The sequence below is a fragment of the Rahnella aceris genome, from assembly GCF_011684115.1.
Lineage (GTDB): Bacteria > Pseudomonadota > Gammaproteobacteria > Enterobacterales > Enterobacteriaceae > Rahnella > Rahnella aceris.
The window spans coordinates 228,490-254,849 of the sequence record NZ_JAADJV010000005.1 but is presented as its reverse complement, the minus strand read 5'-3'; the positions used below and the strand labels follow the sequence as shown (position 1 = coordinate 254,849).

General features: G+C 49.9%; 25 protein-coding genes. 13 read left to right on the top strand and 12 right to left on the bottom strand.

Annotated elements, in window-relative coordinates:
* Positions 1-107: 107 nt before the first annotated feature.
* Positions 108-854 (top strand): 3'(2'),5'-bisphosphate nucleotidase CysQ, encoded by a 747-nt coding sequence (cysQ, locus tag GW591_RS21430; RefSeq protein ID WP_013573783.1) that lies wholly within the window; start codon positions 108-110, stop codon positions 852-854.
* Between the two features lie 35 nt (positions 855-889).
* Here cysQ and GW591_RS21425 read toward each other — a convergent pair whose 3' ends face one another.
* On the bottom strand, positions 890-1,447 hold the full coding sequence (locus tag GW591_RS21425; protein WP_121020152.1) for a YtfJ family protein: 558 nt from the start codon (positions 1,445-1,447) through the stop codon (positions 890-892).
* 309 nt (positions 1,448-1,756) lie between these two features.
* On the opposite strand from GW591_RS21425, the gene GW591_RS21420 reads away from it, so the two are divergent.
* Positions 1,757-1,963, top strand: coding sequence for a DUF1107 domain-containing protein (locus GW591_RS21420; RefSeq protein WP_013573785.1), 207 nt, complete (start codon positions 1,757-1,759; stop codon positions 1,961-1,963).
* 113 nt (positions 1,964-2,076) lie between these two features.
* Here the strand turns inward: GW591_RS21420 and GW591_RS21415 are convergent, their stop codons facing one another.
* Together GW591_RS21415 and msrA are read right to left on the bottom strand one after the other, a co-directional pair.
* Entirely contained in the window at positions 2,077-3,426 is a 1,350-nt protein-coding gene (locus GW591_RS21415; RefSeq protein ID WP_013573786.1) for a hemolysin family protein, read from the bottom strand.
* A gap of 228 nt (positions 3,427-3,654) precedes the next feature.
* On the bottom strand, positions 3,655-4,290 hold the full coding sequence (gene msrA / locus GW591_RS21410) for a peptide-methionine (S)-S-oxide reductase MsrA (RefSeq protein ID WP_014411565.1): 636 nt from the start codon (positions 4,288-4,290) through the stop codon (positions 3,655-3,657).
* Positions 4,291-4,562: 272 nt separating this feature from the next.
* On the opposite strand from msrA, the gene tamA reads away from it, so the two are divergent.
* Genes tamA through GW591_RS21395 form a run of 3 tightly spaced genes read left to right on the top strand, consistent with a single transcriptional unit; the run spans position 4,563 to position 10,496 of the window.
* Positions 4,563-6,299 carry an autotransporter assembly complex protein TamA gene (tamA, locus tag GW591_RS21405; protein WP_166861349.1) on the top strand — a complete coding sequence of 579 codons (1,737 nt, stop codon included), beginning with the start codon at positions 4,563-4,565 and terminating at the stop codon, positions 6,297-6,299.
* Positions 6,296-10,111: an autotransporter assembly complex protein TamB gene (gene tamB, locus GW591_RS21400; RefSeq protein WP_013573789.1), complete on the top strand. Its 3,816-nt coding sequence runs from the start codon at positions 6,296-6,298 to the stop codon at positions 10,109-10,111. The genes tamA and tamB overlap by 4 nt, the downstream gene beginning before the upstream one ends.
* Positions 10,112-10,142: 31 nt before the next feature.
* Complete coding sequence (locus tag GW591_RS21395) at positions 10,143-10,496, top strand: gamma-glutamylcyclotransferase family protein (RefSeq protein ID WP_013573790.1); 354 nt, start codon at positions 10,143-10,145, stop codon at positions 10,494-10,496.
* A gap of 101 nt (positions 10,497-10,597) precedes the next feature.
* On the opposite strand, the gene ppa is transcribed toward GW591_RS21395, so the two are convergent.
* Positions 10,598-11,128, bottom strand: a complete 531-nt coding sequence (ppa, locus tag GW591_RS21390; protein ID WP_013573791.1) for an inorganic diphosphatase — start codon at positions 11,126-11,128, stop codon at positions 10,598-10,600.
* Positions 11,129-11,444: 316 nt separating this feature from the next.
* On the opposite strand from ppa, the gene GW591_RS21385 reads away from it, so the two are divergent.
* Positions 11,445-13,016 carry a methyl-accepting chemotaxis protein gene (locus tag GW591_RS21385; RefSeq protein WP_013573793.1) on the top strand — a complete coding sequence of 524 codons (1,572 nt, stop codon included), beginning with the start codon at positions 11,445-11,447 and terminating at the stop codon, positions 13,014-13,016.
* A gap of 123 nt (positions 13,017-13,139) precedes the next feature.
* Here GW591_RS21385 and fbp read toward each other — a convergent pair whose 3' ends face one another.
* Positions 13,140-14,144 (bottom strand): class 1 fructose-bisphosphatase, encoded by a 1,005-nt coding sequence (gene fbp, locus GW591_RS21380; protein WP_013573794.1) that lies wholly within the window; start codon positions 14,142-14,144, stop codon positions 13,140-13,142.
* Positions 14,145-14,311: 167 nt separating this feature from the next.
* Between fbp and mpl the strand changes: the two genes are divergently transcribed.
* Positions 14,312-15,697, top strand: coding sequence for a UDP-N-acetylmuramate:L-alanyl-gamma-D-glutamyl-meso-diaminopimelate ligase (gene mpl, locus GW591_RS21375; protein WP_112152041.1), 1,386 nt, complete (start codon positions 14,312-14,314; stop codon positions 15,695-15,697).
* Positions 15,698-15,994: 297 nt separating this feature from the next.
* On the opposite strand, the gene yhcN (GW591_RS21370) is transcribed toward mpl, so the two are convergent.
* The 3 genes from yhcN (GW591_RS21370) to argR form a co-directional block, all read right to left on the bottom strand.
* Positions 15,995-16,258 (bottom strand): peroxide/acid stress response protein YhcN, encoded by a 264-nt coding sequence (yhcN, locus tag GW591_RS21370; protein ID WP_014411566.1) that lies wholly within the window; start codon positions 16,256-16,258, stop codon positions 15,995-15,997.
* Positions 16,259-16,459: 201 nt separating this feature from the next.
* Positions 16,460-16,723 (bottom strand): peroxide/acid stress response protein YhcN, encoded by a 264-nt coding sequence (yhcN, locus tag GW591_RS21365; protein WP_013573798.1) that lies wholly within the window; start codon positions 16,721-16,723, stop codon positions 16,460-16,462.
* A 450-nt stretch (positions 16,724-17,173) separates the two neighbouring features.
* Positions 17,174-17,644, bottom strand: a complete 471-nt coding sequence (gene argR / locus GW591_RS21360) for a transcriptional regulator ArgR (protein WP_013573799.1) — start codon at positions 17,642-17,644, stop codon at positions 17,174-17,176.
* 464 nt (positions 17,645-18,108) lie between these two features.
* Here argR and mdh point away from each other — a divergent pair, with 464 nt between their 5' ends.
* Positions 18,109-19,047 carry a malate dehydrogenase gene (gene mdh, locus GW591_RS21355; protein ID WP_013573800.1) on the top strand — a complete coding sequence of 313 codons (939 nt, stop codon included), beginning with the start codon at positions 18,109-18,111 and terminating at the stop codon, positions 19,045-19,047.
* A gap of 43 nt (positions 19,048-19,090) precedes the next feature.
* Here mdh and GW591_RS21350 read toward each other — a convergent pair whose 3' ends face one another.
* Complete coding sequence (locus tag GW591_RS21350; RefSeq protein ID WP_013573801.1) at positions 19,091-19,363, bottom strand: helix-turn-helix domain-containing protein; 273 nt, start codon at positions 19,361-19,363, stop codon at positions 19,091-19,093.
* A gap of 660 nt (positions 19,364-20,023) precedes the next feature.
* Between GW591_RS21350 and GW591_RS21345 the strand changes: the two genes are divergently transcribed.
* Positions 20,024-20,383, top strand: coding sequence for a DNA-binding protein (locus tag GW591_RS21345; RefSeq protein ID WP_013573802.1), 360 nt, complete (start codon positions 20,024-20,026; stop codon positions 20,381-20,383).
* Between the two features lie 53 nt (positions 20,384-20,436).
* Here GW591_RS21345 and ispB read toward each other — a convergent pair whose 3' ends face one another.
* Positions 20,437-21,408 carry an octaprenyl diphosphate synthase gene (gene ispB, locus GW591_RS21340; RefSeq protein ID WP_119261164.1) on the bottom strand — a complete coding sequence of 324 codons (972 nt, stop codon included), beginning with the start codon at positions 21,406-21,408 and terminating at the stop codon, positions 20,437-20,439.
* A 259-nt stretch (positions 21,409-21,667) separates the two neighbouring features.
* Here ispB and rplU point away from each other — a divergent pair, with 259 nt between their 5' ends.
* The 4 genes from rplU to cgtA all read left to right on the top strand — a co-directional run bounded on the left by rplU (position 21,668) and on the right by cgtA (position 24,503).
* Complete coding sequence (rplU, locus tag GW591_RS21335; protein ID WP_013573804.1) at positions 21,668-21,979, top strand: 50S ribosomal protein L21; 312 nt, start codon at positions 21,668-21,670, stop codon at positions 21,977-21,979.
* An 18-nt stretch (positions 21,980-21,997) separates the two neighbouring features.
* Positions 21,998-22,255 carry a 50S ribosomal protein L27 gene (rpmA, locus tag GW591_RS21330; RefSeq protein ID WP_013573805.1) on the top strand — a complete coding sequence of 86 codons (258 nt, stop codon included), beginning with the start codon at positions 21,998-22,000 and terminating at the stop codon, positions 22,253-22,255.
* A gap of 85 nt (positions 22,256-22,340) precedes the next feature.
* Positions 22,341-23,297, top strand: a complete 957-nt coding sequence (locus GW591_RS21325) for a DMT family transporter (protein ID WP_112152042.1) — start codon at positions 22,341-22,343, stop codon at positions 23,295-23,297.
* A gap of 33 nt (positions 23,298-23,330) precedes the next feature.
* Positions 23,331-24,503 (top strand): Obg family GTPase CgtA, encoded by a 1,173-nt coding sequence (cgtA, locus tag GW591_RS21320; RefSeq protein ID WP_119261165.1) that lies wholly within the window; start codon positions 23,331-23,333, stop codon positions 24,501-24,503.
* 86 nt (positions 24,504-24,589) lie between these two features.
* Here the strand turns inward: cgtA and pmrB are convergent, their stop codons facing one another.
* Both pmrB and pmrA read right to left on the bottom strand, forming a co-directional pair.
* Complete coding sequence (gene pmrB, locus GW591_RS21315) at positions 24,590-25,681, bottom strand: two-component system sensor histidine kinase PmrB (protein WP_166861346.1); 1,092 nt, start codon at positions 25,679-25,681, stop codon at positions 24,590-24,592.
* On the bottom strand, positions 25,678-26,340 hold the full coding sequence (gene pmrA / locus GW591_RS21310; protein WP_013573810.1) for a two-component system response regulator PmrA: 663 nt from the start codon (positions 26,338-26,340) through the stop codon (positions 25,678-25,680). Before pmrA ends, pmrB begins: the two co-directional genes overlap by 4 nt.
* Positions 26,341-26,360: the final 20 nt, after the last annotated feature.

Sequence of the window (26,360 nt, the reverse complement as noted above, 5' to 3'; positions counted from 1 at the left end):
TAAATGTGAGATGTAACAGCTTTATGACGTGTTCACATTACGGGATGGCTATTCGCGGCAAAAAAAACTAGGCTTGAGAAATGAGAATCAAAGCACTGAGGTAAACGATGTTAGAGCAAATTTGTCAGTTAGCGCGCGATGCGGGTGACGCGATCATGGCGGTGTATGACGGTGAACAACCGCTTGATGCGCGCCATAAAAAAGACGATTCGCCGGTCACCGCAGCAGATATTGCAGCGCACAACGTGATTAAAGCCGGCCTGCAAACGCTGGATCCGCAAACGCCGATGCTGTCGGAAGAAGACCCGCAAAGCTGGAGCGAGCGTCAGAACTGGACGCGTTACTGGCTGGTTGATCCGCTGGACGGTACCAAAGAATTCCTGAAACGTAACGGTGAATTCACCGTTAATATTGCACTGATCGAAGACGGTATCCCGGTGTTAGGCGTGGTGTACGTGCCGGTGACCAAGGTGATGTACAGCGCCGCAGAAGGCAAAGCCTGGAAAGAAGAGCAGGGCGAACGTCAGCAGATTGCAGTGAAAGAAGCGCATCCGCCGCTGGTGGTCGTCAGTCGTTCACACTTCAGTAATGACCCTGAATTGCAGGATTACCTGGCGCAACTGGGCGAACATCAGACGGTAGCGATCGGCTCGTCGCTGAAATTCTGTCTGGTGGCGGAAGGTGCGGCACAACTTTATCCGCGCTTCGGACCGACTAATATCTGGGATACCGGCGCCGGTCATGCTGTCGCGCTGGCTGCCGGTGCGCAGGTACATGACTGGAAAGGGCAGACGCTGAACTACGTGCCACGCGAATCGTTCCTGAATCCGGGCTTCAGAGTGTCTTTATTCTGATATGACACCCCGGTTTACGCCGGGGTTTTTACGTTTTATTCTTTTACCAGCTGATCCACCAGCGTAATCACCTGCTGGACTTCCTGCGGTGACAACTGCCCGTCTTTGGCGAATTTAATTACCCCGTGTTTATCCAGAACCACCACCGCTGAACTTTCCGGTTGCAGGTCCCATGCCTTTTTCACCGCACCGTTGCTGTCGACAATTACCTGCGACCACGGGAATTCACGTTTGCCGCTTTCTATGCTTTTACGGACGAACATGCCGGTACCGATAATAGCGTCGTCGGTATTGACGATAGTCGTGGTCTGATAACGGTCATGGGGCAAATTCGCGGCTCTGATCGCCGTAATTAGCGGTTCGTTCAGGGCCTTGGCGCTGCTTCTTCCCGCCATGTGCTGCACAATACGCACTTTTCCAGGAAGTTTTGCGCTGTTCCATTTGCTGTAACTGAATGCATCCTTAACGTCATTCAGTTCGCCTTTATCATCCACCCCAACCGGTGCCAGACGCTGGCCGACGGTAAAGTTGTGGGCAGATGCAAAAAGCGAAAATGTCATAAAAGTGATCACAAAAAGACTTCTTAAAAGCATAGATTCTCCGGGGCGCAAAAGAACAGTCACGCCAATCATAGGACGCCCTAAGTGGTCTGTCCTGTTGGTATGTTAAATTTGTGTTGCTGATTACAAAATTGCCACATAAAGCAGGGTTATACTGTGTTTGAATGTCAGGGTTTAAGACAATACTGAAAATCAATGTAAAAGCAGTTAAATCCACTGGCAATACCTGAGTGCCCTGCTATGTTATAGGTCTCTTCACTGCAAAACACTTTTCTGTCCCGGTATCTGTCGCCTTGCGACGTGGCCGGTACCTGCAGTGATTTAACGGAGAACAATAGAAAAATGAGAATATTCCAGCGTTACAATCCGATGAAAGTCGCAAAGTACGTTAAGACACTGTTTCGTGGACGTTTGTATATCAAGGACGTCGGCGCTTTTGAATTCGACCAAGGCAAGATCCTGTTGCCAAAGGTACGCGATAAGCGCCACTTTAGCGTGATGTCTGAAGTTAACCGTCAGGTTACGCATTTGCAGGCAGAAATGGGCTAAGTGTGCCCTGCGTGTTGTCACTGCTTTATAGCAGCGTGCGCAAAAAGAAACGGCTCCCTGAAGGAGCCGTTAGTGTTTCTGGCGTTTGAATTTTCCACGCTTGAAAAAGCGCCTTACCCCTGCGCTTTCTTGTCGTCTTTAATTTCCTGCGGCGTTTTTGGCAGCAGCGGTGCAGCAGGCTGGTCGACAATACGCGTCACCAGCAACTGATCAATCTTATAGCTGTCGATATCGACCACTTCAAATTTGAAGCCGGAGAATTTCACAAAATCCGTACGCTTAGGGATCTTGCGCAGCATGAACATCATGAAGCCGCCGATGGTTTCATAGTTACCGGATTGCGGGAATTCTTCGATATGCAGCACGCGCATCACGTCTTCGATTGGCGTACCGCCTTCAACCAGCCATGAATGCTCATCACGGGCCACAATCTGTTCTTCCATACCCTGACCCACCAGATCCCCCATCAGCGTGGTCATCACGTCGTTAAGCGTGATAATACCCACCACCAGCGCATATTCGTTGAGGATCACGGCAAAGTCTTCGCCTGCCGCTTTGAAGCTTTCCAGTGCTTCGGAAAGCGTCAGCGTATCCGGCACAATCAGCGCATTGCGGATTTGCACACCGCTGCTCAACATTAAGCTCTGATTACCCAGCACACGGTTCAGTAAATCTTTCGAATCAACATAACCGACGACCTGATCGATATGACCGTCACACACCAGAAATTTGGAATGCGGGTGAGTGGCGATTTTCTCTTTAATACTTTCTTCGCTTTCACGCAGGTCAAAATAAATCACGCTTTCACGCGAGGTCATTGACGACGGAACGGTACGGGATTCCAGCTCGAACACATTTTCAATCAGTTCATGTTCCTGCTTACGCAGTACGCCCGCCAGCGCACCGGCTTCAAAGACGGCATAAATATCGTCGGAAGTGATGTCGTCGTTACGCACCATGGGCAGCTTGAACAGACGGAAAATCATGTTCGCCATACCGTTGAAGAACCACACCATCGGGCGGCAAATCATCAGACAGAAACGCATCGGGTTGACTATACGGACGGCAACCGACTCAGGTGAAATCATACCGATGCGCTTCGGTGTCAGGTCAGCAAACAGAATGAACAGGCTGGTGACCAGCACGAACGAAAAGATAAAGCTGATTTGATCCGCCATTTCAGGCGACATAAAGCGGATAAAAAAGGTCCGGAAAGCCGGGGAAAATGCGGCATCACCCACGATACCACCGAGGATGGCGACGGCATTGAGGCCAATCTGCACCACGGTAAAGAACAGGCCAGGGGTTTCCTGTAACTTCATGACACGGGAGGCATTGACGTTTCCTTCGTCTGCCAACTGTTTGAGTTTTATTTTGCGGGAAGCGGCCAGCGATATCTCTGACAGCGAGAAAAAGGCACTGATCGCGATTAATAAGAGAATCAGTAAAATACTGTTTAACATAATCTATCCGTTTAACACCGGAATTAACCGGCAGAGAAAGGCACTCATTATTTTTGTTGCTTAAAGAACACCCTTTTTAAAAAAACATTAAAAAGCTGTTCAGAAGAAAAAAGCGTTAAGGATGAAAAACAAAGATAATTGCCAGAAATAGTTTTCAAGGGCCACTTTTGTGACCCGCATAGTATAGCAGCAGCACTGAGACTGCCGCCAGCGCTTAAAAATCCCGCATTATTGCGGCGGCAGACAGACGCCTATGCCGCCTAATCCGCAGTAACCTTCCGGGTTTTTGAACAGATATTGCTGATGTTCATCTTCCGCATAATAGAACGGCAGTGCTTCGGTGATTTCCGTGGTAATAGTGCGCTTATCGTTCGCTTCGTCCATCGCCTGCTGGAAACTCGCCAGACTTGCCAGCGCCTGATCCTGTTGTTCTGCGCTCAGCACATACAGCGCGGAGCGATATTGCGTGCCAATATCGCCACCCTGACGCATACCCTGCGCCGGGTCGTGATTTTCCCAGAAAATCTGCAACAGTTTTGTGTAGCTGATAATCGCCGGGTCAAAGACTACGCGCACGACTTCCGCATGACCGGTCTGGCCGGTACACACTTCACGGTAGGTCGGGTTGGGAGTGAAACCGCCGCTATAACCGGCTGCCGTACTGTAAACCCCTTCCTGTTGCCAGAACAAACGCTCTACGCCCCAGAAGCAGCCCATCGCAAAAATCGCGACTTCCATGTTGTCAGGAACATGCGTCATTGAGTGGCCACTTACTGCATGAAGGGTTGCCACCGGCATCGGGGTTGTACGGCCAGGTAACGCTTCTGCCTGCGTGACAGACTGCGTTTTATCGGAAAGTTGCACCACAGAAAACTCCAGTTGTTGCTTTAGTGAACGAGGTTTGTCACAAAAGGTTTGTACGAATAACAACGACCAACAGGTCAGTGTTAGTTGTATCTGATTGCGTCTTTGCACACAATACGAAGGACGTTGCTTCGTCGTTGAACATTTTCAGGGGATTAGCACTAAAATGCTTTCATCAGACTTTAAAAAGATGAATCTGCCAAAGATGGGCAGATAATCTCCGGCGGGCATCTGATATTTTAACAGGACAGTAAAATTTAGCAGGAGTGCGTGTGCCACGATATCGTGAACTGGGTTTGTTATTTGTACTGCTGGCCCCCTCACTTTCCATGGCAGCGAAGGTGCGTTTGCAACTGGAAGGCCTGGATGGCGATTTAGAAAGGAACGTCCGCGTCCGTTTATCAGCCATTCAAAGCGATGAAGTCGGGGCTAACGGACGGTTCCGTGCCCGCGTCAGTGCTGCCATTGAACAGGGTTTAAGGCCGCTGGGGTATTATTCGCCGACCATCGATTTTGATTACCGCGAAACACCGCCGCCCGGGCGTCCGGTGTTGATTGCCAAAGTGACACCAGGGATACCGGTGAAAATCGCTGGCACGAGTGTCGTGATTGAAGGGCAGGCAGACAAAGATAATGAATTCGAACAGCTCAAACAGCGTGATGTGCCTGCGGTAGGGACGATTTTAAACCACGGGACGTACGACAATTTCAAAAGCTCACTGACCGGCATTGCCCTGCGCAAAGGTTATTTTGACGCCACGATGCGTAAAAGCCAACTGGGCGTCATCGAAGACGAGCACAAAGCGTTCTGGGACATTCAGTTTGACAGCGGCGAGCGTTACCGCTTCGGTGATGTGCATTATCAGGGATCGCAGATCCGTGATGAATATCTGCAAAATCTGGTGCCATTTCATCAGGGTGATTACTACACCACGGCGCAACTGGCTGAGCTTAACCGCCGCCTGTCTGCTACCGGCTGGTTTAACTCTGTTGTCGTGTCCCCGGATTTCACGGATGCCAAAGCCACGAAAACCCTGCCGCTGAATGCCGTGGTGTCGCCGCGCACCGAGAATACCATCGAAACCGGTATCGGTTATTCCACGGACATTGGCGCGCGGGTGACGGCCAACTGGAAGAAACCATGGGTTAACGATCGTGGCCAGAGTTTTGAAACCTCAACCACGCTCTCCGGCCCGGAGCAGTCTTTAGATCTCAGTTATAAAATTCCGCTGCTGAAATCCCCGCTGGAGCAATATTACCTGGTGCAGGGCGGTTTCAAACGTGAAGACCTGAACGATACCAATTCAGATTCCACCACCGTCAATCTGGCGCGTTATTGGGATCTCTCGAGCGGCTGGCAACATGCGGTCAATCTGCGCTGGAGCCTTGATCACTTTACACAGGGCAGTGTGACCAACACCACCATGCTGATTTATCCGGGTGTGAGTCTCAACCGTACGCGTCAGCGCGGCGGTCTGATGCCAACCTGGGGCGATTCTCAGCGCTACTCTCTTGATGTGTCCGATACTAGCTGGGGTTCTGATGTCGATTTCGCTGTGATTCAGGCGCAAAACGTCTGGATCCGCACCCTGGCTGACAAGCACCGTTTTGTGTTCCGCGGCAATCTGGGGTGGATTGAAACCAATGACTTCGAACGTGTGCCGCCATCCTTGCGCTTCTTCGCCGGTGGTGACCGCAGTATCCGTGGTTACAAATACAAATCCATTTCTCCACGTGATGACGAAGGCAAGCTGACCGGTGCGTCCTATCTGGGCACCGGTTCTGTGGAATACCAGTACAACGTGACCGGAAAATGGTGGGGCGCCGTGTTTGTCGATTCCGGTGAAGCGGTTAATGACATTACACAAAACGATTTTAAAACCGGCGCGGGTGTGGGTGTGCGCTGGGCTTCACCGATCGGCCCGGTGAAATTAGATGTTGCCGCTCCGGTTGGCGACAAAGATGAGCATGGATTGCAGTTTTACATCGGTTTGGGTCCGGAATTATGAGTTTATTTAAAAAAATCTGCCTGGGATTCCTGATTTTCCTGGTGCTGTTAATCAGCCTGGTGGCCTTTCTGGTCGGCACACAAACCGGTTTGCACCTGATGATCAACGGTGCCAACCGGTTCGTACCGGGCCTGAACATAGCCAGTACCGAAGGTGGATGGCGCGACCTGACACTGAAAGGCGTGCATTACGAAATGCCGGGTGTGGACGTTAAAGCCGGGGAGTTTCACCTTTCCCTCGATTTCTCCTGCCTGAAAAACAGCGCGCTTTGCGTCAATGCGTTGCGGGTGAAAGACGTGAATGTGGTGGTCAATACCAAAGAAATGACGCCAGCCGCCGCGCAACCTGAGCCGGAAAACAGCGAGCCGCTAACCAATCTCAGCACGCCGTATCCGATCACGCTGCGTTTGCTGACGCTGGATAACATCAATATTACGCTGGATGACCGGGCTATTTCGCTGGCGTCATTCCGCACAGGGGCGCACTGGGAAGGCCGCGCAATTCAGCTGATGCCAACGCGTATCGGCGGATTACTGATTGCGCTGCCGAAAACCCCGGTCAGCCCGTTACCGGACGTGGTGCAGGCCGCGCAGGACAAAGCCGTCGAAAAAGCGACGGGCAAACCGGCACAACCGCCGGTGGTCGTGCCGGAGAAACCGCTGGGTGAAACATTGCAGGAGTTGTTTGCTAAACCGCTGCTGCCTGAGTTACCGGATTTCCGTCTGCCGGTTGATCTGGATATTCAGCAAATTCTCGCCGAAAACCTGCGTCTCACCGGCGATACCGATGTGCTGATCACCCGTTTCGAGCTGAAAGCCAGTACGCAAAATCAGATTGTAAAACTGGATAAACTGATGGTGCGCTCGCCACAGGGTTCCGTGGATGGTATGGGGCAGGCGACGCTCAACCAGAACTGGCCGGTCGATATGACCCTCAATACCGCCGTGAATATCGATCCGCTGAAAGGGGAGAAGATCAAACTGAAAGTAGCGGGCGGGCTGCGCGATAAGCTGGATGTTGGCCTCAATCTTTCCGGCCCGGTGCGTGCTCAGCTGGCCTTGCAAACTCAGCTGGCGGAAGCCGGTTTGCCGTTGGATCTGCAACTTACCAGCGATGCGCTGCAATGGCCGCTGACCGGCACGCCGCAGTATCAGGTGAAAGGCTTCAAATTTAACGTGAGTGGTAAAGCGACCGATTACGCGCTGTCACTGCGTTCAGATTTCAAAGGCGAGCAGATACCGCCTGCGACGCTGACCCTTGACGGTAAAGGCAACGTGGAGCAGTTCAAACTGAGCCTGCTGCGCCTTGCCGCGCTGGAAGGCAATACCGACCTGACCGGCGTGGTGGACTGGAGTAAAGCCATCAGCTGGAACAGTGAACTGAAGCTGACCGGCATTAATACCGCTAAACAGTATCCTGACTGGCCGGCGAAATTGCAGGGTAAGATCACCACGCGCGGCAGCCTGTATGGCGGCACATGGCAGATTCAGGTGCCGGTGCTGGATCTTACCGGTAACGTGAAGCAAAACGCGGTCAAAGCGCAGGGTAATGTGCGCGGCAACAGTTATGGCCAGTGGGATATCCCGCAACTGCATCTTGAACTGGGGCGCAATAATCTGGATGTGAAGGGGACGCTCGCTGATACCTGGAATCTCGACGCTAAAGTCGATGCCCCACATCTTGACGGTGCATTGCCGGGGCTGGGCGGCGTAGTGAAAGGAATGCTGCAACTGCGCGGTGATCTCAAGGCACCGAAGCTGCTGGCGGATATAACAGCGACGGGCCTTAAATGGCAGGCGCTGACGGTGCGGCGCGTGGATATTAAAGGCGACGTCAGCTCTACCGATCAGATCCAGGGGAATTTTAGTGTACGCGTTCAGCAGCTTAAACAGGATGCGCTGGATATCACTGACATTAATCTCGAGGCCAAAGGTAACGAGAAAAAGCATGAACTGACGTTGAAAGTCGATGGCAAACCGGTTTCCGGCCGTCTGGCGCTGAGCGGCAGTTTTGACCGTGCAACCGAGGAATGGAAAGGCGACATCACCAATACCTTGTTTGATACGCCAGTCGGGCAATGGCGACTGAACCGTTCGATTGCACTGGATTACTTTAATAAAGAGCAACGGATCACCGTTGGCCCGCATTGCTGGCAAAACCCGGACGCTGATTTGTGTGTACCGAAAACGATTGATGCCGGTGCCAGCGGGCAGGCGAGCGTGGTGCTCAACCGCTTTGACCTGGCGATGATCAAACCTTTCCTGACCGATGATACACAGCTGAGCGGCGTGTTCAGTGGGAAAGCCGATGTGAGCTGGAAAGCGGAAGGCGGACTGCCGCAGGCCAGTGTTTCACTGGTGGGTAAAGGCGTGAAAGTTCAGCAACTGGTGCAGGGCAGCCCGCTGCCGGTGGCGTTTGATACGCTGAATCTGAACGCCGGGCTGAACAACGGTCGTGCCAGTCTCGACTGGCTGATTAAAATCACCCACAACGGTCAGCTTGACGGCAGCATCCAGATTGCCGATCCGCAGGGAAAACGTAACCTCAGCGGTAATGTGAATATTGCCCGTATCTCGATGGCCTTGCTGCAACCCGCGCTGATGGACGGCGAAAAAGCCTCGGGTATTTTGAATGCCAATCTGCGCCTCGGCGGTAACGCACAGAAACCGCTGGTGTTTGGCAGGCTTGCGCTGACCGGTGTTGATTTCGACGCGCAATTTATGCCGTTTGATATCACCGATGCCAATATCGGCATTAATTTCAACGGTATGTCATCCATCATGGAAGGGGTGATCAAAACCGCGCAGGGTCAGCTTGAGCTGAACGGTAACGCCGACTGGAGTGAAATTAATGCCTGGCGCGCCCGCATCGCGGCGAGAGGCAACAAAGTGCGGGTTTCCGTGCCACCGATGGTACGTCTGGACGTTTCACCGGATTTAGTGTTTGATGCCACGCCGCAGTTGTTCTCGCTTAACGGAACCGTTGATATTCCGTGGGCGCGCATTACGGTGCAAGAATTGCCGGAAAGTGCAGTGGGCGTGTCGTCGGATGAAGTAATGCTCAACGACCAGCGTCAGCCTATCGCACCGGCTTCTGCTTCTATTCCGATCAACAGCAATCTGATGGTGAACATTGGTAAAGATGTTCGTCTCGATGCCTTCGGTCTGAAAGCCCGGCTGGAAGGTGCGCTGAAAGTGGCACAGGACAGCCGCGGTCTGGGGCTGAACGGGCAAATTAATATTCCGTCCGGGCGCTTCCATGCCTACGGGCAGGATCTGATTGTACGTAAAGGCCAGTTGCTGTTCTCCGGCCCGGCGGACCAGCCGCTACTGAATCTGGAAGCGATCCGTAACCCGGACGCGACAGAAAACGATGTGGTTGCTGGTTTGAGAGTTACCGGTGAGGCCGATGCGCCTAAACTTGAAATATTCTCAGATCCGGCGATGTCACAGCAGGAAGCCTTGTCCTACCTGCTTCGCGGGCAAGGATTAGACAACTCCGGCGGTGACAGTGGCGCAATGACTTCCGCTCTTATCGGGTTAGGGGTTGCACAAAGTGGTAAACTTGTGGGTAAAATCGGCGAGGCATTCGGTGTCAGCAATCTGGCGCTGGATACTCAGGGCGTGGGAGACAGCTCCCAGGTCGTGGTCAGTGGTTATGTTTTACCGGGTTTACAGGTGAAATATGGCGTCGGGATATTCGACTCGCTGGCAACGCTCACTCTGCGCTACCGGTTGATGCCCAAGCTTTACCTGCAGGCTGTATCGGGCATCGATCAGGCATTGGATTTGCTCTATCAGTTTGAGTTTTAATTCATGTGACTTTTACTATACGAATATAAACATGCGAATAATTGTTTACGGTAGCTTACGACGCAAGCAAGGCAACAGTCATTGGATGACGAATGCTCAATGGTTGGGTGATCATGAGCTGGAAGGTTACGCCCTGTATAATCTGGGTCACTATCCTGCTGTTATACCAGGGGAAGGCAAAGTCTATTGCGAAGTTTACCGCATTAACTCGTCCATCATGGCTGAGTTAGATGAGCTGAAAAGTAATACGAAAGATTATCGTCGTGAGCTGATTTCGACACCTTATGGCAGCGCCTGGATTTACCTCTACATTCGTTCACTGGATGGTGTGCCGAGAATTGAGGGTGGTGACTGGGTTAAGCGTAACGAAGCAGTAAGTGAGTAATCTGAGCAAGGTCGTCGGAAAATAATCGTTGTCTGACAACGCTTAATACATAAAAAAACACCGCCATCTGGCGGTGTTTTTTTGTTCAAATGGCAGAAAACTTATTTGTTTTTAGCACGTTCGAAAGAGGTCACGATTTCAGCTTTTGCAGCAGCAGCATCAGCCCAACCGTCAACTTTTACCCATTTGCCTTTTTCCAGCGCTTTGTATTGCTCGAAGAAGTGGGTGATCTGGCCGCGCAGCAGTTCTGGCAGGTCGTTCACATCTTTGATGTGATCGTATTCTTTGCTCAGTTTGGTGTGCGGAACGGCAACCAGTTTCGCATCTTCACCGGCTTCGTCGGTCATTTTCAGCATACCGACAGGGCGGCAGCGGATCACAGAACCTGGTTGCAGCGGGTACGGAGTTGGAACCAGAACGTCAACCGGGTCGCCATCCAGAGACAGCGTGTGGTTGATGTAACCGTAGTTGCACGGATAGAACATCGCAGTAGACATGAAACGGTCTACAAACAGCGCGCCGGTATCTTTATCCACTTCGTACTTGATTGGATCTGCGTTTGCAGGAATTTCGATCACTACGTAGATATCTTCTGGCAGTTCTTTGCCCGCCGGGACATTCAGTAAGCTCATTGTTGGTTTCCTTCATTGAACCAGGAATAGAGTGCCGCACATTATAGCCAACTCTCCCGCGATTTCCCGCCCTTTTCGTCGAATCGTCTGCGCGCATTTTCCGGCATGACCTGCTGTTGAACCTCGGCTAAATCTTCCGTATTGGCAGTAAAATTTACTGATCCGATACTTTTCCGCGTAACTGCCTGTTTTTGCTTTTCTTATCAAGATATTCGAGCGATTGCCGATAACAATATTCAAACAAAAAATCAGGATTAACCTGATCCCTACCCATCTGAAGTATCTCCTTTTCACCTGAATGGCTGGATAACACCGTATGTTGAATAAGTTGAGCGTAAAAGCCGGTCTGATTGGCCTGCTGGTATTTATGACGTTAATTCTCTTGCTGGTGAGCGTACTGGGGGCGAATGCCATCCGGCAAAGTGCGACATCACTGCAAAAAATTAACCAGCTTCAGGGCGATGAACTTGGTTCACTGGCCGACAGCTACAGTTTCTCGTTGCGCACGCGTGTCGCCAGCGGCGTGGCGGTACGTCAGCTGGAAATTGGCATGATGGATGATGCGAAAAATACAGCGGACCGCATTAGCGGTTATATCAAACAAGCCGATACCGATCTGGCGAAATTTATCAGCATCCAGGATGACACTCAGCAGGGCAGAGATTTATCCGACGCAGTAAAGAAAACCTACGATGCCTATAAAGCTAACGGCTTAGTGCCGCTGCTGGCAGCAATTCAGGCGCAAAGTGCAGACGGTTATTACGATGTGCTGGAAAACAAAATCACGCCTTACAGCAATGCTTATGATAAAGCGCTGGCGGATTTCCGTGCCTATGCCGTAGATAATACCAACAACCGCATTGAACAGGCCCGCGCCAATGCACGTATCCAACTGACGGTGATTGCCACCAGCTTCATCATTGCGCTGATTATCGCGGTGCTGGCATGGTTCGCCTTGCAGAAGATCATCATGCATCCGCTGACATTCTCCATTGCGCAACTGGAATACATCGCCCAAGGCGATCTGACCCATGAAATTGATGATTCCCGTAATAACGAAATGGGGCGTTTACTGAAAGCGATGAAGCAAATGCAGGATTCGCTGGCGCTTTCTGTCGGACGCGTACGCGATGCCGGGAATCAGATCGATGTCGGTTCCCGCGAACTGGCTGCCGGTAACGTCCATCTGGCGCAGCGCACCGAAGAATCCGCTGCATCGCTGGAAGAAACTGCCGCGAGCATGGAGCAACTGACCTCAACCGTGCGCATGAATGCCGCGAACTCTGACCAGGCCAATCAACTGGCGCAAAGCGTGTCAGTCATTGCCAACAAAGGCAGCGAAGTCGTCCATCAGGTAATGGATAAAATGCAGGGCATCACCGATAGCTCAAAACGTATCGGCGACATTATTACGGTCATCGACGGCATTGCCTTCCAGACCAATATTCTGGCGCTGAATGCGGCAGTCGAAGCCGCACGTGCCGGCGAGCAGGGTCGTGGTTTTGCGGTGGTGGCGGGTGAAGTGCGAAGCCTGGCGCAACGCAGTGCGCAATCGGCTAAAGAGATTAAAGAGCTGATTGTGGATTCTGAAAGCCGGGTTTCTGAAGGTTCGGATATGGTGAGATCTGCCGCAAACACCATGCTGGAAATCTCCAGCGAAGTGACTCGAGTGACCAGCCTGATGCGTGAGATTTCCATCGCGACGACCGAACAAACGCACGGCATCGAACAGGTGAACGTGGCGATTACGCAGATGGATCAGGTAGCGCAGCAAAACGCCGCACTGGTGGAACAGGCGACAGCGGCCACACGTTCACTGGAAGAGCAGGCGCAGTTACTGGCAAAAAGCATGGCGGTGTTTAAACTCAATCGAGCCGATCATTTCTGAAAAAATCCTGAGCGGTAAACAATAAAAAAGGTGGCTTTTAAGCCACCTTTTTATGTTTGGGTCAATGCAAAGCTACACAGGTATCACATTCATTCTTTGATGATTTTTTGATGCGTATTTCAGTTATTCATCAGGGAACTGGGCAATGAAGCGCTCCGCGTCTTCCACCATTGAACTGTTGCCCACAAAGAATGGTGCACGTTCATGCAGTTTCTGCGGGATGATATCCAGGATACGGTTTTTACCGTCACTGGCTTTACCGCCAGCCTGCTCGGCCAGGAAAGCCATCGGGTTGCATTCATACAGCAGACGCAGTTTTCCGTTCGGATGGCTGGCGGTGCTTGGATAAATATAAATGCCACCTTTCAGCAGGTTGCGGTGGAAATCTGCCACCAGCGAGCCGATGTAGCGTGAGGTGTAAGGGCGTTGCGTCGCTTCATCCTGTTCCTGGCAATACTTGATGTATTTTTTAACGCCAAGCGGGAATTTAATGTAGTTGCCTTCGTTGATCGAGTACATGTTGCCCTTTTTAGGGAAACAGACTTTTTCGTGAGAGAGGCAGAAAACACCAAGTGAAGGATCGTAGGTAAAGGCATGAACGCCTGCGCCGGTGGTGTAAACCAACATGGTGGAAGAACCATATACCACATAACCTGCGGCGACCTGGCGGTTTCCCGGTTGCAGGAAGTCAGCTTCCGTCACCGGCTGACCCAGCGGAGTCGTACGGCGGTAAATCGAGAAAATTGTCCCGACAGAAACGTTAACGTCGATGTTTGAAGAACCATCCAGCGGATCCATCAAAATGACGTATTTTGCATTTTCAGCGCGTTCACCTTCGAAAATGACAATCTCATCTTCTTCTTCTGACGCGATACCGGCAATCTCACCACGCGCCTTCATCGCGGCTTTTAATTTTTCATTTGCGTACAGATCAAGTTTCATCTGCACTTCACCCTGCACATTCTCTGCACCACTGGTACCCAGAATGTCGACCAGACCCGCTTTGTTGATATCACGGTGAATGATTTTAGCGCCGAGTTTAATTGCTGAAAGTAACGCTGTCAGTTCACCAGTTGCATGTGGAAAATCTTGCTGCTTCTCAACAATAAATTCGCCTAACGTTTTCATGACACTTTCCCTGAATCGAGGATAGATAACGGTACGTTAATAAAAATTTCACAAGAGCGTGAGCAGTTTAGCCCAAATATATGGACGAATCATAGGCAAATCCATTTCTTCTGGAGGATTCTGAGCGGTAGAATAGCGGCTGACTTAAAGGCATTAATGGAAAATATATGCGCATTCATATTCTTGGGATTTGCGGCACGTTTATGGGCGGGCTGGCGATGCTGGCTCGTGCACAGGGGCATCAGGTAACCGGTTCGGACGACAACGTTTATCCACCGATGAGTACGCTGCTGGAAAATCAGGGGATCGACCTGATCCAGGGGTACGATCCTGCCCAGTTAGATCCTCAGCCGGATCTGGTGATCATCGGCAACGCGATGACGCGCGGTAATCCTTGTGTCGAAGCGGTGCTGGAGCTTGGGATCCCTTATGTCTCAGGTCCGCAATGGTTACATGATCATGTTCTGCCAGAGCGCTGGGTTATTGCCGTTGCGGGGACGCACGGTAAAACCACCACTGCCGGCATGGTAACGTGGATCCTCGAAGCCTGCGGTTATGAACCGGGCTACGTCATTGGTGGCGTGCCGGGCAATTTCGAGGTATCTGCGCGTCTGGGCAACAGCCCGTTTATCGTGCTGGAAGCTGATGAATACGACTGTGCGTTCTTCGATAAGCGTTCCAAGTTTGTTCATTACAGCCCGCGTACGCTGATCCTCAACAATCTCGAATTCGATCACGCTGACATCTTTGATGATCTGAAAGCGATTCAGAAACAATTCCACCATCTGGTGCGTCTGGTGCCGGGCAAGGGAAAAATCATTCTGCCGGAGCACGACACACCGCTGAAACAAGTGATGGCGATGGGGTGCTGGAGTGAGCAGGAATTTGTCGGTGATGCCGAAAATTGTGTGTGGGATGCTAAGAAACTGACGCCAGATTCCAGTACTTTCGAGGTTTATTTGCACGGCGAAGCGGTCGGGCAGGTGAAGTGGAATCTGGTTGGCGAGCACAACATGCATAACGGCCTGATGGCGATTGCTGCGGCACGCCATGTGGGCGTGAAGCCGGAAGATGCCTGTAAGGCATTGGGCGATTTCATTAATGCCCGTCGCCGTCTCGAATTGCGCGGCGTAGAAAATGATGTCAGCGTGTACGACGATTTTGCTCACCATCCGACGGCTATTCTGGCAACGCTTTCTGCATTGCGCAGCAAAGTCGGCGGAACTGCACGTATTCTGGCCGTGCTGGAACCCCGTTCAAACACCATGAAAATGGGCATGAGTAAAAATGAACTGGCACCTTCCCTGGGACGTGCTGATGAAGTTTTCCTTTTACAGCCGCAGCATATTCCCTGGCAGGTGGCCGAAGTGGCTGAACACTGTATTCAGCCTGCTCACTGGAGTGCAGACGTCGATTCACTGGTCGATATGGTCGTTAAGGCCTCGCAGCCTGGCGATCATATTCTGGTGATGAGCAATGGCGGTTTTGGTGGTATACATGGAAAACTGCTTACGGCCCTGGCTGCAAAAGCGAAAGCGTCACAAGATCAGTAAAATCATATTTTTATAGTGAATAAGCACAGCAGTTGCTGTGCTTTTTTTATGCCTGTGATCCGCCGTGTTAAGGTTTTCTCAGGCAAAAAAAGCCCCCGAAATTTTGAGGGCCAAAGGGTGTCGTCGGACAGGACGACGAGGGTATCGTTAGCAAGAGAGTCGGGCAGTGGCAGTGTCAACGCTCTTCCCAGCCTCAACAGCGCTTATTTTCGCTGGTCTGTGGCTGTTGAAACCCGGTAACGCTAATTTATGAAATAATCAAACAGCGGTTTTATATCAGTGACTTACTCAGGAATGTTATTGATAGATTTCTGCTGTCGCGTGATAAGCACCGTCGTTATGGGCTTCGATCACACGGAAAGATTTTGCGCCCTTGCTCTCAGCTTTATCAGACAGCTGCTGGCGGATATCCATTGGCACGCCGTTGACGCCGCTAACGCTGACCATGCCCATCGGTTGCAGATTTTCTGCCTGCTGGTTTGTCACAAGCTGTGCGGCAGAGGCACCAAAAGAAACAACAGACAACAGGCTAAGTGCGGCAATAGTGGTAATAATTTTCATGATGGTTTCCTGAATTCACAGACGTTGGTGCTTTTCATCAGAGAGCAACGTCGATTGAGATTTGGATTTATCAGGACTGTAATATCGTGTTCTGGAGCGCATAAAGCGTGCGGGAACGTAGATGGTGCAGTGACAAATCCTTCTTAGTGCGCATAGCGCGGGCCTGAGTCATTCAGGCCCCTTCGCTTCGTTTACCCGAAATTATTGGTAAATTTCTGCGGTCGCGTGGTAGTTACCTTCTTCACGAACTTCGATAACACGGAATGCTTTAGCACCTTTGGCATCGGCTTTATCTGACAGTGCCTGACGGATATCTGATGGTGCACCGGCTACGCCGCTGACGCTGATCATCCCTGTAGGCTGCATTGTTGCGGCTTGTTCTTGTGTAACAGGTTGTGCTGCAAAAACGCCAAATGACAATGCAGAGAGAATGCTTAATGTTGCGATGGTAGTTTTAACTTTCATGATTTTGACCTCGTCGATTTTATTATGTTTCCAACAACTGGTGCTTCACACCACGGAAATGAGTATACATCTAGTCACGCCATAAATTAATAGCTCGCTAATAGTTATTTGGGTTGTTATATGTCAACTATCTTTGTTTTTAATAACAAAAAGGCATAAAAAGTGGATGAAAAACGTTCGTTTCGTGTTAATTTTTAGTAAAATCAATGGAGTGAGTGAATTTGACTATTTGTGCTTATTCTTGCGGTGAATCATACCCTGGAAATATTTGTGTGACGGAATTTCGTAGGTTGTAGCGAGATTTAACAGAAAGGCGGTGCGTTTGCGGTTTTTTTGAGAAACGGAAGGCAGCAATAAAGGAAGGGAATAGCATTGAATGAGGTCAGAGAAGGTAATCTTCTGACCTCAGGCACAGAATGAAAGCGACAGGAGGTGCAAAATGTTGCAGCCCTAGAGCTCCTGCTCGAACAAACTGAGGATCGCATCGTGCAACTGTTTGACGCTAAATCCGCGGGCCGGTGTCGTGAAGATCGTATCATCACCGGCAATTGTTCCGAGGATCCCTTCGGATTTACCCAGGGAATCGAGTAAACGCGCGATCAGTTGTGCGGCTCCCGGGCTGGTTCGGATCACCACAACGGCATCGTTATGGTCGATATCCAGCACAAGATTCTTCAGAGGACTGGTGGTTGTCGGCACGCCAATTTCAGCGGGCAGGCAGTACACCATTTCCATCTTCGCATTACGAGTTCTGACAGCACCAAATTTTGTCAGCATCCGTGAGACTTTTGACTGATTGATATTTTCGAAACCATCATCCTGAAGTGCGACAACGATTTCGCCCTGAGAGCTGAATTTCTCTTCCTTCAACAGTGCCTTGAAGGCTTTGATCAAATCTTCCTGTTTAGCAGGATTACGCATTTTGCACCCTGGTCTCTGAATCATAGTGGGGCTGATTATGCAGATAATTGAATTTTTATGCAACAGAGGTTAATTGCAAAAATCATGAATTAAGCTTGGAACAAGGAATGTAAGTGCCGCTGTATTAAGCTCAATTTAATGAATATGCCAAAATTGTGCATTGCAGGTGAACTGTGTTGCACAAGGGATTTAATGTGATGATCTCGATTCAGCTCTCACATTGGACCGAATTTAACCATTTATTAACCTGGCCTATTTTGTGGTGCTATTTTTAATGATGAAGCTTTCCGATAAAAAGTCACTAAAAGCGGAAAAAGGTCATCTTAGAGATGTTTTTTTACTTTCTAAACGACCAACCTCAGATTCTCTGCAGGTGAGCGATTGTTTTTAACAGCGTAAGTGATTAAGGTCACACCAATTAATTACACGACACTTATAAGTTAATGATAAAAAAGGAGTATAGGATGAAAGTTGCAGTTCTAGGTGCTGCGGGTGGTATCGGTCAGGCCCTCGCGCTTCTGCTCAAGACCCAGCTACCTTCCGGTTCCGAACTCTCATTATATGATATCGCACCGGTCACTCCGGGTGTCGCCGTCGATCTCAGCCATATCCCTACCGCGGTCAAAATTAAAGGTTTCTGTGGTGAAGATGCTAAACCGGCTCTGGAAGGGGCTGACATCGTCCTGATTTCTGCGGGGGTGGCACGTAAACCCGGCATGGATCGTTCAGACCTGTTTAATGTGAATGCCGGGATCGTGCGGAATCTGATCCAGCAAGTTGCCAGTACCTGCCCGAAAGCCTGCATTGGTATTATCACTAACCCGGTAAATACCACGGTCGCGATTGCGGCTGAAGTATTGAAAAATGCGGGCGTCTACGACAAAAACAAACTGTTTGGCGTAACGACTCTGGACGCAATCCGCTCCAATACTTTTGTGGCTGAGCTGAAGGGTAAGCAACCTGAAGATATCGAAGTGCCAGTTATCGGCGGGCACTCCGGTGTGACGATTCTGCCTTTATTGTCTCAGATCCCAGGTGTCTCTTTCACTGAAAGCGAAATTGTTGCACTGACTCAGCGCATTCAGAATGCCGGAACGGAAGTGGTAGAGGCCAAAGCCGGTGGCGGTTCTGCCACGCTTTCAATGGGTCAGGCTGCAGCACGCTTCGGACTTTCACTGATGCGGGCGATGCAGGGTGAAGAGAATGTTGTGGAATGTGCCTATGTTGAAGGTAAAGGCGATTATGCGCGATTTTTCGCACAACCGGTTCTGCTAGGTAAAAATGGCATTGCAGAGCTTATCGATATCGGTCAGCTCAGTGCTTTTGAGCAGCAATCGCTGGATTCGATGCTGGATATTCTTCGCAAAGATATCGAGCTTGGTGAGCAGTTTATTAATAAGTGATCATTGAATAAAGCCGCCGGTTAACGGGCGGCTTTTGTTTTTCTTAACGCGGTGTTTCATTGGTCGGGCGGCAACGGCGTTCAATGATTTGCAACGTTTTGGGATCAAAATACCGGCTAGGCCAGATCAGTGAGGGATGGATACCCAAAGCGCCTGCGATAAGCAATTCTCCTTTTGGCCATGGCCGTGATAATGCATTTGAAAGTGTCGAAGAGCTCAGGCCTGCTGATCGTGATACTGCTGCGAGTGTGGTGCCCTTCTTTCTCAGTGCTGCAATAATATCAGCCTGGTGCCAGTCTTCATTCCTTGTCATCATGATCTCTTCCTTCTGAAAAATGATTTTCAATAAATACGCTATTAAACATACTTTTAAAAATTGCTCATGCTACTCATATAAACCATATCAATGTTTCCTAAAATCCATTATTTTACTTATTTAGAAAATACATTCTTATTTTGATTTAGACAAACAAGTAAATTCCTTTTGCTTTTTGTGATTTGTGTCAGTTTATAATTTTATTATTGTATGTTTTTAAAGTGAAAACGTAACTGGCATGTGTTTTTTTTGAACAAATACATTGATCGGATTAATTAACTAATTGAATTTCAGTTATTTAAATTATGATTTAAGGCGTTTTTTCTTGCTTTTTTAGATGGCTATCTACTTGTTGTAATTTGCTTTTTTTAATTTTCCTCTTATTTTAGTTTAAGATTTTATTTAAACTGCTTTCCGAAAAAAAATTTAATCAGTTCACCCGGCTGTTGATAAACATAATTCATGGAAGCATTTACATACATCTATAGACTCACTCCAAAAAATTGAATATCTTCTTTCTGTCAAATAGGTGTTTTTCTAAATGACTTATGTTAATACCACCTTTTATATAAACGCTCATTACCAGAAAATATCAGCATTACCCTCATGGATGTATAACAACGATCTTTCTTACTTACTTAATAAGAAACAAGGAATGTTATGAAAAAAGAGTGGTTTGCAGCAAAGGAACTGACCGGAAAAGAAGGACTGCCGACGTCAACCCAAGGTGTGCATGGGATGGCTCGCAGATTGTGCTGGATTAAACGCCGCAGGCTGGGCGTTCAGGGACGTGCAGTGGAATATCACATCGACAGCTTGCCCGGTAATGCCGCCGCCAGTTTATCGATGAATGAGCGTTCTGCTGAATATGTGTATACGTCACATCAGGACCCACTGGCGATCTGGATCGAAAGTTATAAGCAACTGAGAGAACCTGAACGTGAAACGATGATCTCATTCATTGTGAGGGAAGGGATATCTGAGTTGCTCAACAGATTACGTGAGCCTGAAAAAAACTAGCGCAATAATGCCTGTCGCGCCTGCTTTATTCCGGCAGGTACGACAGGCAAATATCAGAAATCGCGTTTTACAGACATATGCGCGAGGCCTTCAAGCGCAGAGCGATATTCGGACTCCGGGAGCACCTGAAGCGCCTGGATGGCTTTATCAGCTTCTTCTTCAGCACGCTGGCGGGTGTAAGCCAGAGAGCCCCACTGATGCATTGCTGCCAGCACGGGTTCCAATAAATGGCGCCCGTTACCTTCTTCGATAGCTTTGCGGATCATAGCGGATTGTTCGGCATCACCGTGCTGCATCGCATGCAGAAGGGGCAACGTCGGTTTTCCTTCATCAAGGTCATCGCCAGTGTTTTTGCCCAGCGTTTCGCCATCAGCATCGTAATCGAGCAAATCATCAATCAGCTGGAAAGCGGTGCCCAGATAACGACCATAATCTTGCAAAGCTGTAATCTGCTCATTGTTTCCGCCCGCCAGCATGGCAGAGGCTTGCGACGCGGCTTCAAAAAGACGCGCAGTTTTGCTGTAAATCACCTGCATGTAACTGGCTTCTGTGATGTCAGGATCATTGCAATTAATCAGTTGCTGCACTTCGCCTTCTGCAATCACATTCACCGCTTTTGCCATCAGAGCCAGAACAGGAAGCGATTCAAGATCTGTCATCATTTGAAATGCGCGGGTGTAGATAAAATCGCCGACCAATACGCTGGCGGCGTTGCCAAATGCGGCGTTCGCAGTGGCCTTTCCCCGACGCATATCTGATTCGTCAACCACATCGTCATGTAACAGTGTGGCGGTATGAATAAACTCAATCAGAGCAGCGACTTTGATGTGTTTATCGCCCCGGTAGGATAGTGCTTTGGCTGCCAGTACTGCTATCATCGGGCGGATACGTTTGCCGCCGCCACTGATGATGTAATATCCCAGTTGATTGATGAGAGAAACCTCTGAATTCAACTGTTCAAGGATGGATGCATTGACTGCAGCCATGTCGTCCTGGGTAAGATCAATAATCTGTTCTAGGTTCATTGTGTTTTTTCAGCTGTTGTTCTCTTCACCGCAATGAGGTCTGGCTCACATTGGCACATGGCGCTAACTGTAAAGGGGATTGTACTTGAAAAACAGTGTAGATAAATGATATCGGAAGAACTGCGCTTTTTTTCTTCTTTTGTCGTCATTGTACACTTGTCTTATGCTGATTTTTTGCGTAGAATTCGCGCCCTATTGTGAATATTTATAGCGCCCTCTGGACTATACAAAGTTGAGTGCGCGGAAAGCGGAGTTTTATATGTACGCGGTTTTCCAAAGTGGTGGTAAACAACACCGTGTCAGCGAAGGACAGACTATCCGTCTGGAGAAGCTGGACGTTGCAACTGGCGAAGCTATCGAGTTCGATCAGGTTCTGATGATTGCAAACGGTGAAGAAATCAACATCGGTCTGCCTTTAGTGGCTGGCGGTGTAATCAAAGCTGAAGTCGTTGCTCACGGTCGTGGCGAAAAGGTCAAAATCGTTAAGTTTCGTCGTCGTAAACACTATCGTAAGCAGCAGGGCCACCGTCAGTGGTTCACTGACGTTAAAATCACCGGCATCAGCGCTTAAGATTAGGAGAGCGGAACAATGGCACACAAAAAGGCTGGCGGCTCCACACGTAACGGTCGCGATTCAGAAGCTAAACGTCTGGGCGTAAAACGCTTTGGCGGCGAAGCAGTACTGGCAGGCAGCATCATCGTTCGTCAGCGCGGCACCAAATTCCACGCTGGTATCAACGTGGGTTGCGGCAAGGACCACACTCTGTTTGCTTTGGCTGACGGTAAAGTCAAGTTCGAAGTTAAAGGCCCGAAAAACCGTAAGTACATCAGCATCGAAGCTGAATAAGTTTTTCGCGTCTTAGTAAATAGATGTAAGCCCCGCAATTCGTTGCGGGGCTTTTTACATTCTGGTTAGCCCATTCTGGCGGGATATGGATACGAAATCACAGGCACCTGTCGGGATTCTGTTGGCGCTGATTACTGCCATGAGCTGGGGCTCTTTGCCTATCGCCATGAAGCAGGTTCTGGTGGTGATGGATCCCTTTACTGTGGTTTGGTATCGGTTTTCGATGGCGGCCGTTGTGCTGGGTTGCATTTTGGCCATGAGGCGAAGGCTGCCTCCGAGAGCGATTTTCAGGCGACCGCGTTGGCTGGTTTTAGTGCTGATTGCAACTTGTGGATTACTGGGAAACTTTGTTCTTTTTAGTTCTTCTTTGCAATTTCTTAGCCCGACGGCTTCTCAGGTTATCGGACAGCTTTCTCCGGTCGGTATGATGGTGGCCAGCGTAATCATCCTAAAAGAAAGGATGCGCGTTACGCAGGTTATTGGCGCCAGTATGTTAATTTTTGGGCTGATATTGTTTTTCAATACCAGTCTGATTGAGATTTTCACCCGTCTGACGGATTACACTTTGGGTGTGATTTTTGGCGTCGGGGCAGCAACAGTTTGGGTGATATACGGTGTGGCGCAAAAGGTTTTACTGCGTCAACTGGCTTCACCGCAAATCCTTTTTTTGCTGTACACTTTATGTTCTATCGCATTGCTCCCGCTGGCCAGCCCTGCGGTGCTTTCACAGCTCAGCGGCTGGCAGTTTGCCTGCCTGTTGTTTTGCGGCGCGAATACCTTGGTAGGATATGGCGCCTTAGCGGAAGCGATGGCGAGATGGCAGGCAGCTCAGGTAAGTGCATTAGTGACACTCACGCCGCTGTTTACCCTGCTATTTTCAGATTTATTGGCACTTGCCTGGCCTGACTTTTTTGCTGCACCAGTACTTAATTTTATTGGTTATCTGGGAGCATTTGTGGTGGTGGCGGGTGCAATGTTTTCCGCAATTGGCCATCGATGGTGGCCACGTCGGACAGAGCAAAACCTGGTAGCTAAACTTTAGCTGCCCGGCGAATGATTTACGGAGACAGAACAAATGAAGTTTGTTGATGAAGCCACGATTCTGGTTGTGGCCGGTGATGGCGGTAACGGGTGCGTCAGCTTCCGCCGCGAAAAATACATTCCACGTGGCGGCCCTGACGGTGGCGACGGTGGTGATGGCGGTGATGTGTACCTCGTTGCTGATGAGAACCTCAATACGCTGATCGATTTCCGCTTTGTGAAATCTTATCGTGCTGAGCGCGGTACTAACGGTCAGAGCAGCGACTGTACTGGTAAACGCGGTAAGGACATCACCATTAAAGTGCCTGTGGGAACGCGAGTTCTTGACCAAAGCACTGGCGAAGTCCTGGCCGATATGACCAAAAATGGTCAGGTTAATATGGTCGCTAAAGGCGGTTTCCACGGACTCGGTAACACCCGTTTTAAATCTTCCGTGAACCGTTCACCGCGTCAGAAAACCATGGGCACCAAAGGTGAAGAGCGTGATATCGCACTCGAACTGATGCTGCTTGCCGATGTAGGCATGCTGGGTCTGCCAAACGCAGGTAAATCGACGTTTATCCGCTCCGTCTCTGCAGCGAAGCCGAAAGTGGCTGATTATCCGTTTACCACACTGGTGCCAAGCCTCGGTGTTGTACGTATGGATCACGAACAAAGCTTCGTGGTTGCAGACATCCCCGGTCTGATCGAAGGGGCTTCTGAAGGCGCTGGTCTGGGTATCCGCTTCCTGAAGCACCTTGAGCGTTGCCGCGTTCTGTTGCACCTGATCGACATTGCGCCGATCGATGAATCTGATCCGATCGAAAATGCCAAAGTCATCATCAATGAACTGAAGCAATACAACGCCAAGCTGGCTGAAAAGCCGCGCTGGTTAGTGTTCAATAAAGTTGATCTGATCGAGAAAGAAGAAGCTGAAGCGCGTGCTAAGGCGATTGCTGATGCATTAGGTTGGGAAGGTAACTATTACCTTATTTCCGCTGCAAACCGCGAAGGTGTGAATGCATTGTGTTGGGACGTGATGAAGTTCATCAACGAAAATCCTAAGCACATGGCGATTGAAGAAGCGGCACCCGAGAAAGTTGAGTTCATGTGGGATGATTATCACCGTGAACAACTGGCTGAAGTGGAATCTGAAGCCGACGACGACTGGGATGATGACTGGGATGAAGATGACGACGAAGGCGTAGAAATCATTTACGAACGTTAATCCCGTGTATTAGCGTTTCATCGCTGAAAGAAAGGCTGCCATTGGCAGCCTTTTTCTTTTTGATCGCGTGTTAATCGGAGCGCGTATTAACGGGTGTCTGGTGAAAGTGTCAGCGAGCTTTGTAATGCAACATCCGGTAGCCAGCATTGTGCGCTGAGGCCAGTGTTGCCGGGGCGATTTCGCAATATCAGCGTACCGCCATGCAGGTGCGCAATCCGCACCACAATATTTAAGCCCAGGCCGCTGCCTCCATAACGTTGGTCGACGCGCTTAAAAGCCTGTGTCAGTTCACTGGCCTTCGTTTCATCAATACCCGGACCGGCATCGTCTATCTTTATCAGGAATCCGTTGTCTTGCGGTGCAATTGTGATGCCGATGTCGCTATTTTCAGGCCCGTAGCGGTAAGCATTTTCGACCAGATTGCGTACCATTAAACGTAGCAGCACAGCATCCCCCTGAATTTCAGCACGAGGCGGCAGGTGTATTTTCAAGTTTTGACCGCGTTCACTGAGCATTTCACACAGCTCTTCTCTGAGCGGCTCAACGACGTTACTGATCAGGTCAACCTGCTGATATTCGCCTTTGGCAAAATTCTGTCCGGCGCGGGCAAGCATAAGTAACTGCTCTATGGTATGCATTAACTGGTCGATGCGGCTTATCAGAGTATCGCTGCCTTCTACGCCTTTTTTGCGCATTATTTCCAGATGCAACCGGACGCCTGCCAGTGGAGTGCGCAACTCATGAGCCGCATCCGCAGTGAACAATCGTTCCTGCTGAATGGTGCTGGAGAGACGAGAGAAAAGCTGATTCAATGCATTCGTCACGGCCACAATCTCCCTGGTTTCGCTGTTGAGTGGCAGGGGAGAGAGGTTATCGGCTGAACGGGTCTCCAGTCGTTTTTGTAACTGGTTAAGAGGCCGGATAATCCAGCTGATGGCCCAAAAGGACAGTACCAGAGTAATACTCATCATGAGTAAGGAAGGGGCAATCAGTGAAGCAATGGCTTCTGCAATTTCTTTCTCAACGTGTGCGTTACGGACTTTGGCTGACAGGGTGTCATTGACCAGCAGGTTAATTTGTTCCTGGCTCTCGTGCCAGAGCCAGAAAATACTGATGAGCTGAGTCACGAACAGGATCAGAGCCAGCATAACCAGAAGGCGGCGGCGCATACTGGTCATACGATTATTTCCAGCCTGTAGCCGATACCACGTACAGTTCTGATGACTTCTTTACCCAATTTGCGGCGCAGATTATGAACATGTACCTCAAGCGTATTGGAGCCTAAATCATCCTGCCAGGTATAGAGATCTTGCTGGAGCAACTCGCGGTTTACAGTCTGCCCGGCACGCATCATCAGTCGTGACAAAATCGCGAACTCTTTGGGCGTGACCTCTACCGGCGCATCATTGAGATAAGCCTGCTGAGAGGAGAGATTGATTTTCAGGTTGCCGACGGAAATCTGGTTGTCACTCTGCCCCTGATAACGGCGGATCAGGGCGCGGACACGGGCCTGTAATTCGACTAGGGCAAAGGGTTTAATCAGATAGTCATCGGCACCGGCATCAAGGCCATCGACGCGGTCTTCAAGGGCATCGCGGGCAGTAAGAATCAACACGGGCAGGGAAATACTTTGACGTCGCCACTGGCGCAGCAGCGTTGCGCCATCTTTGTCTGGCAATCCTAAGTCCAGGATCACCAGACTGTACTGACTGGTTTGGATCAGACTCTGCGCCTCGGCCGCGGTTGACGCGCAGTCGCAGGCATAATTTTCACTGGTAAGTGCCAGCGTTAATCCCTGCCGTAAAAGTTCATCATCTTCAACTATCAGCAGTTTCATCGTCTGGCACTTCTCCGTGG

What these genes read in the sequence shown, in the direction of transcription:
- GW591_RS21345 (WP_013573802.1), top strand. Translation starts at nt 20,024, where the DNA reads ATGAAAAAAGAGTGGTTTGCAGCAAAGGAACTGACCGGAAAAGAAGGA.
- mdh (WP_013573800.1), top strand. Translation starts at nt 18,109, where the DNA reads ATGAAAGTTGCAGTTCTAGGTGCTGCGGGTGGTATCGGTCAGGCCCTC.
- yhcN (WP_014411566.1), bottom strand. Translation starts at nt 16,258, where the DNA reads ATGAAAATTATTACCACTATTGCCGCACTTAGCCTGTTGTCTGTTGTT.
- GW591_RS21420 (WP_013573785.1), top strand. Translation starts at nt 1,757, where the DNA reads ATGAGAATATTCCAGCGTTACAATCCGATGAAAGTCGCAAAGTACGTT.
- cysQ (WP_013573783.1), top strand. Translation starts at nt 108, where the DNA reads ATGTTAGAGCAAATTTGTCAGTTAGCGCGCGATGCGGGTGACGCGATC.
- pmrB (WP_166861346.1), bottom strand. Translation starts at nt 25,681, where the DNA reads ATGACCAGTATGCGCCGCCGCCTTCTGGTTATGCTGGCTCTGATCCTG.
- GW591_RS21415 (WP_013573786.1), bottom strand. Translation starts at nt 3,426, where the DNA reads ATGTTAAACAGTATTTTACTGATTCTCTTATTAATCGCGATCAGTGCC.
- pmrA (WP_013573810.1), bottom strand. Translation starts at nt 26,340, where the DNA reads ATGAAACTGCTGATAGTTGAAGATGATGAACTTTTACGGCAGGGATTA.
- ispB (WP_119261164.1), bottom strand. Translation starts at nt 21,408, where the DNA reads ATGAACCTAGAACAGATTATTGATCTTACCCAGGACGACATGGCTGCA.
- rplU (WP_013573804.1), top strand. Translation starts at nt 21,668, where the DNA reads ATGTACGCGGTTTTCCAAAGTGGTGGTAAACAACACCGTGTCAGCGAA.
- yhcN (WP_013573798.1), bottom strand. Translation starts at nt 16,723, where the DNA reads ATGAAAGTTAAAACTACCATCGCAACATTAAGCATTCTCTCTGCATTG.
- GW591_RS21385 (WP_013573793.1), top strand. Translation starts at nt 11,445, where the DNA reads ATGTTGAATAAGTTGAGCGTAAAAGCCGGTCTGATTGGCCTGCTGGTA.
- fbp (WP_013573794.1), bottom strand. Translation starts at nt 14,144, where the DNA reads ATGAAAACGTTAGGCGAATTTATTGTTGAGAAGCAGCAAGATTTTCCA.
- ppa (WP_013573791.1), bottom strand. Translation starts at nt 11,128, where the DNA reads ATGAGCTTACTGAATGTCCCGGCGGGCAAAGAACTGCCAGAAGATATC.
- GW591_RS21325 (WP_112152042.1), top strand. Translation starts at nt 22,341, where the DNA reads ATGGATACGAAATCACAGGCACCTGTCGGGATTCTGTTGGCGCTGATT.
- GW591_RS21350 (WP_013573801.1), bottom strand. Translation starts at nt 19,363, where the DNA reads ATGATGACAAGGAATGAAGACTGGCACCAGGCTGATATTATTGCAGCA.
- argR (WP_013573799.1), bottom strand. Translation starts at nt 17,644, where the DNA reads ATGCGTAATCCTGCTAAACAGGAAGATTTGATCAAAGCCTTCAAGGCA.
- cgtA (WP_119261165.1), top strand. Translation starts at nt 23,331, where the DNA reads ATGAAGTTTGTTGATGAAGCCACGATTCTGGTTGTGGCCGGTGATGGC.
- GW591_RS21425 (WP_121020152.1), bottom strand. Translation starts at nt 1,447, where the DNA reads ATGCTTTTAAGAAGTCTTTTTGTGATCACTTTTATGACATTTTCGCTT.
- GW591_RS21395 (WP_013573790.1), top strand. Translation starts at nt 10,143, where the DNA reads ATGCGAATAATTGTTTACGGTAGCTTACGACGCAAGCAAGGCAACAGT.
- tamB (WP_013573789.1), top strand. Translation starts at nt 6,296, where the DNA reads ATGAGTTTATTTAAAAAAATCTGCCTGGGATTCCTGATTTTCCTGGTG.
- rpmA (WP_013573805.1), top strand. Translation starts at nt 21,998, where the DNA reads ATGGCACACAAAAAGGCTGGCGGCTCCACACGTAACGGTCGCGATTCA.
- mpl (WP_112152041.1), top strand. Translation starts at nt 14,312, where the DNA reads ATGCGCATTCATATTCTTGGGATTTGCGGCACGTTTATGGGCGGGCTG.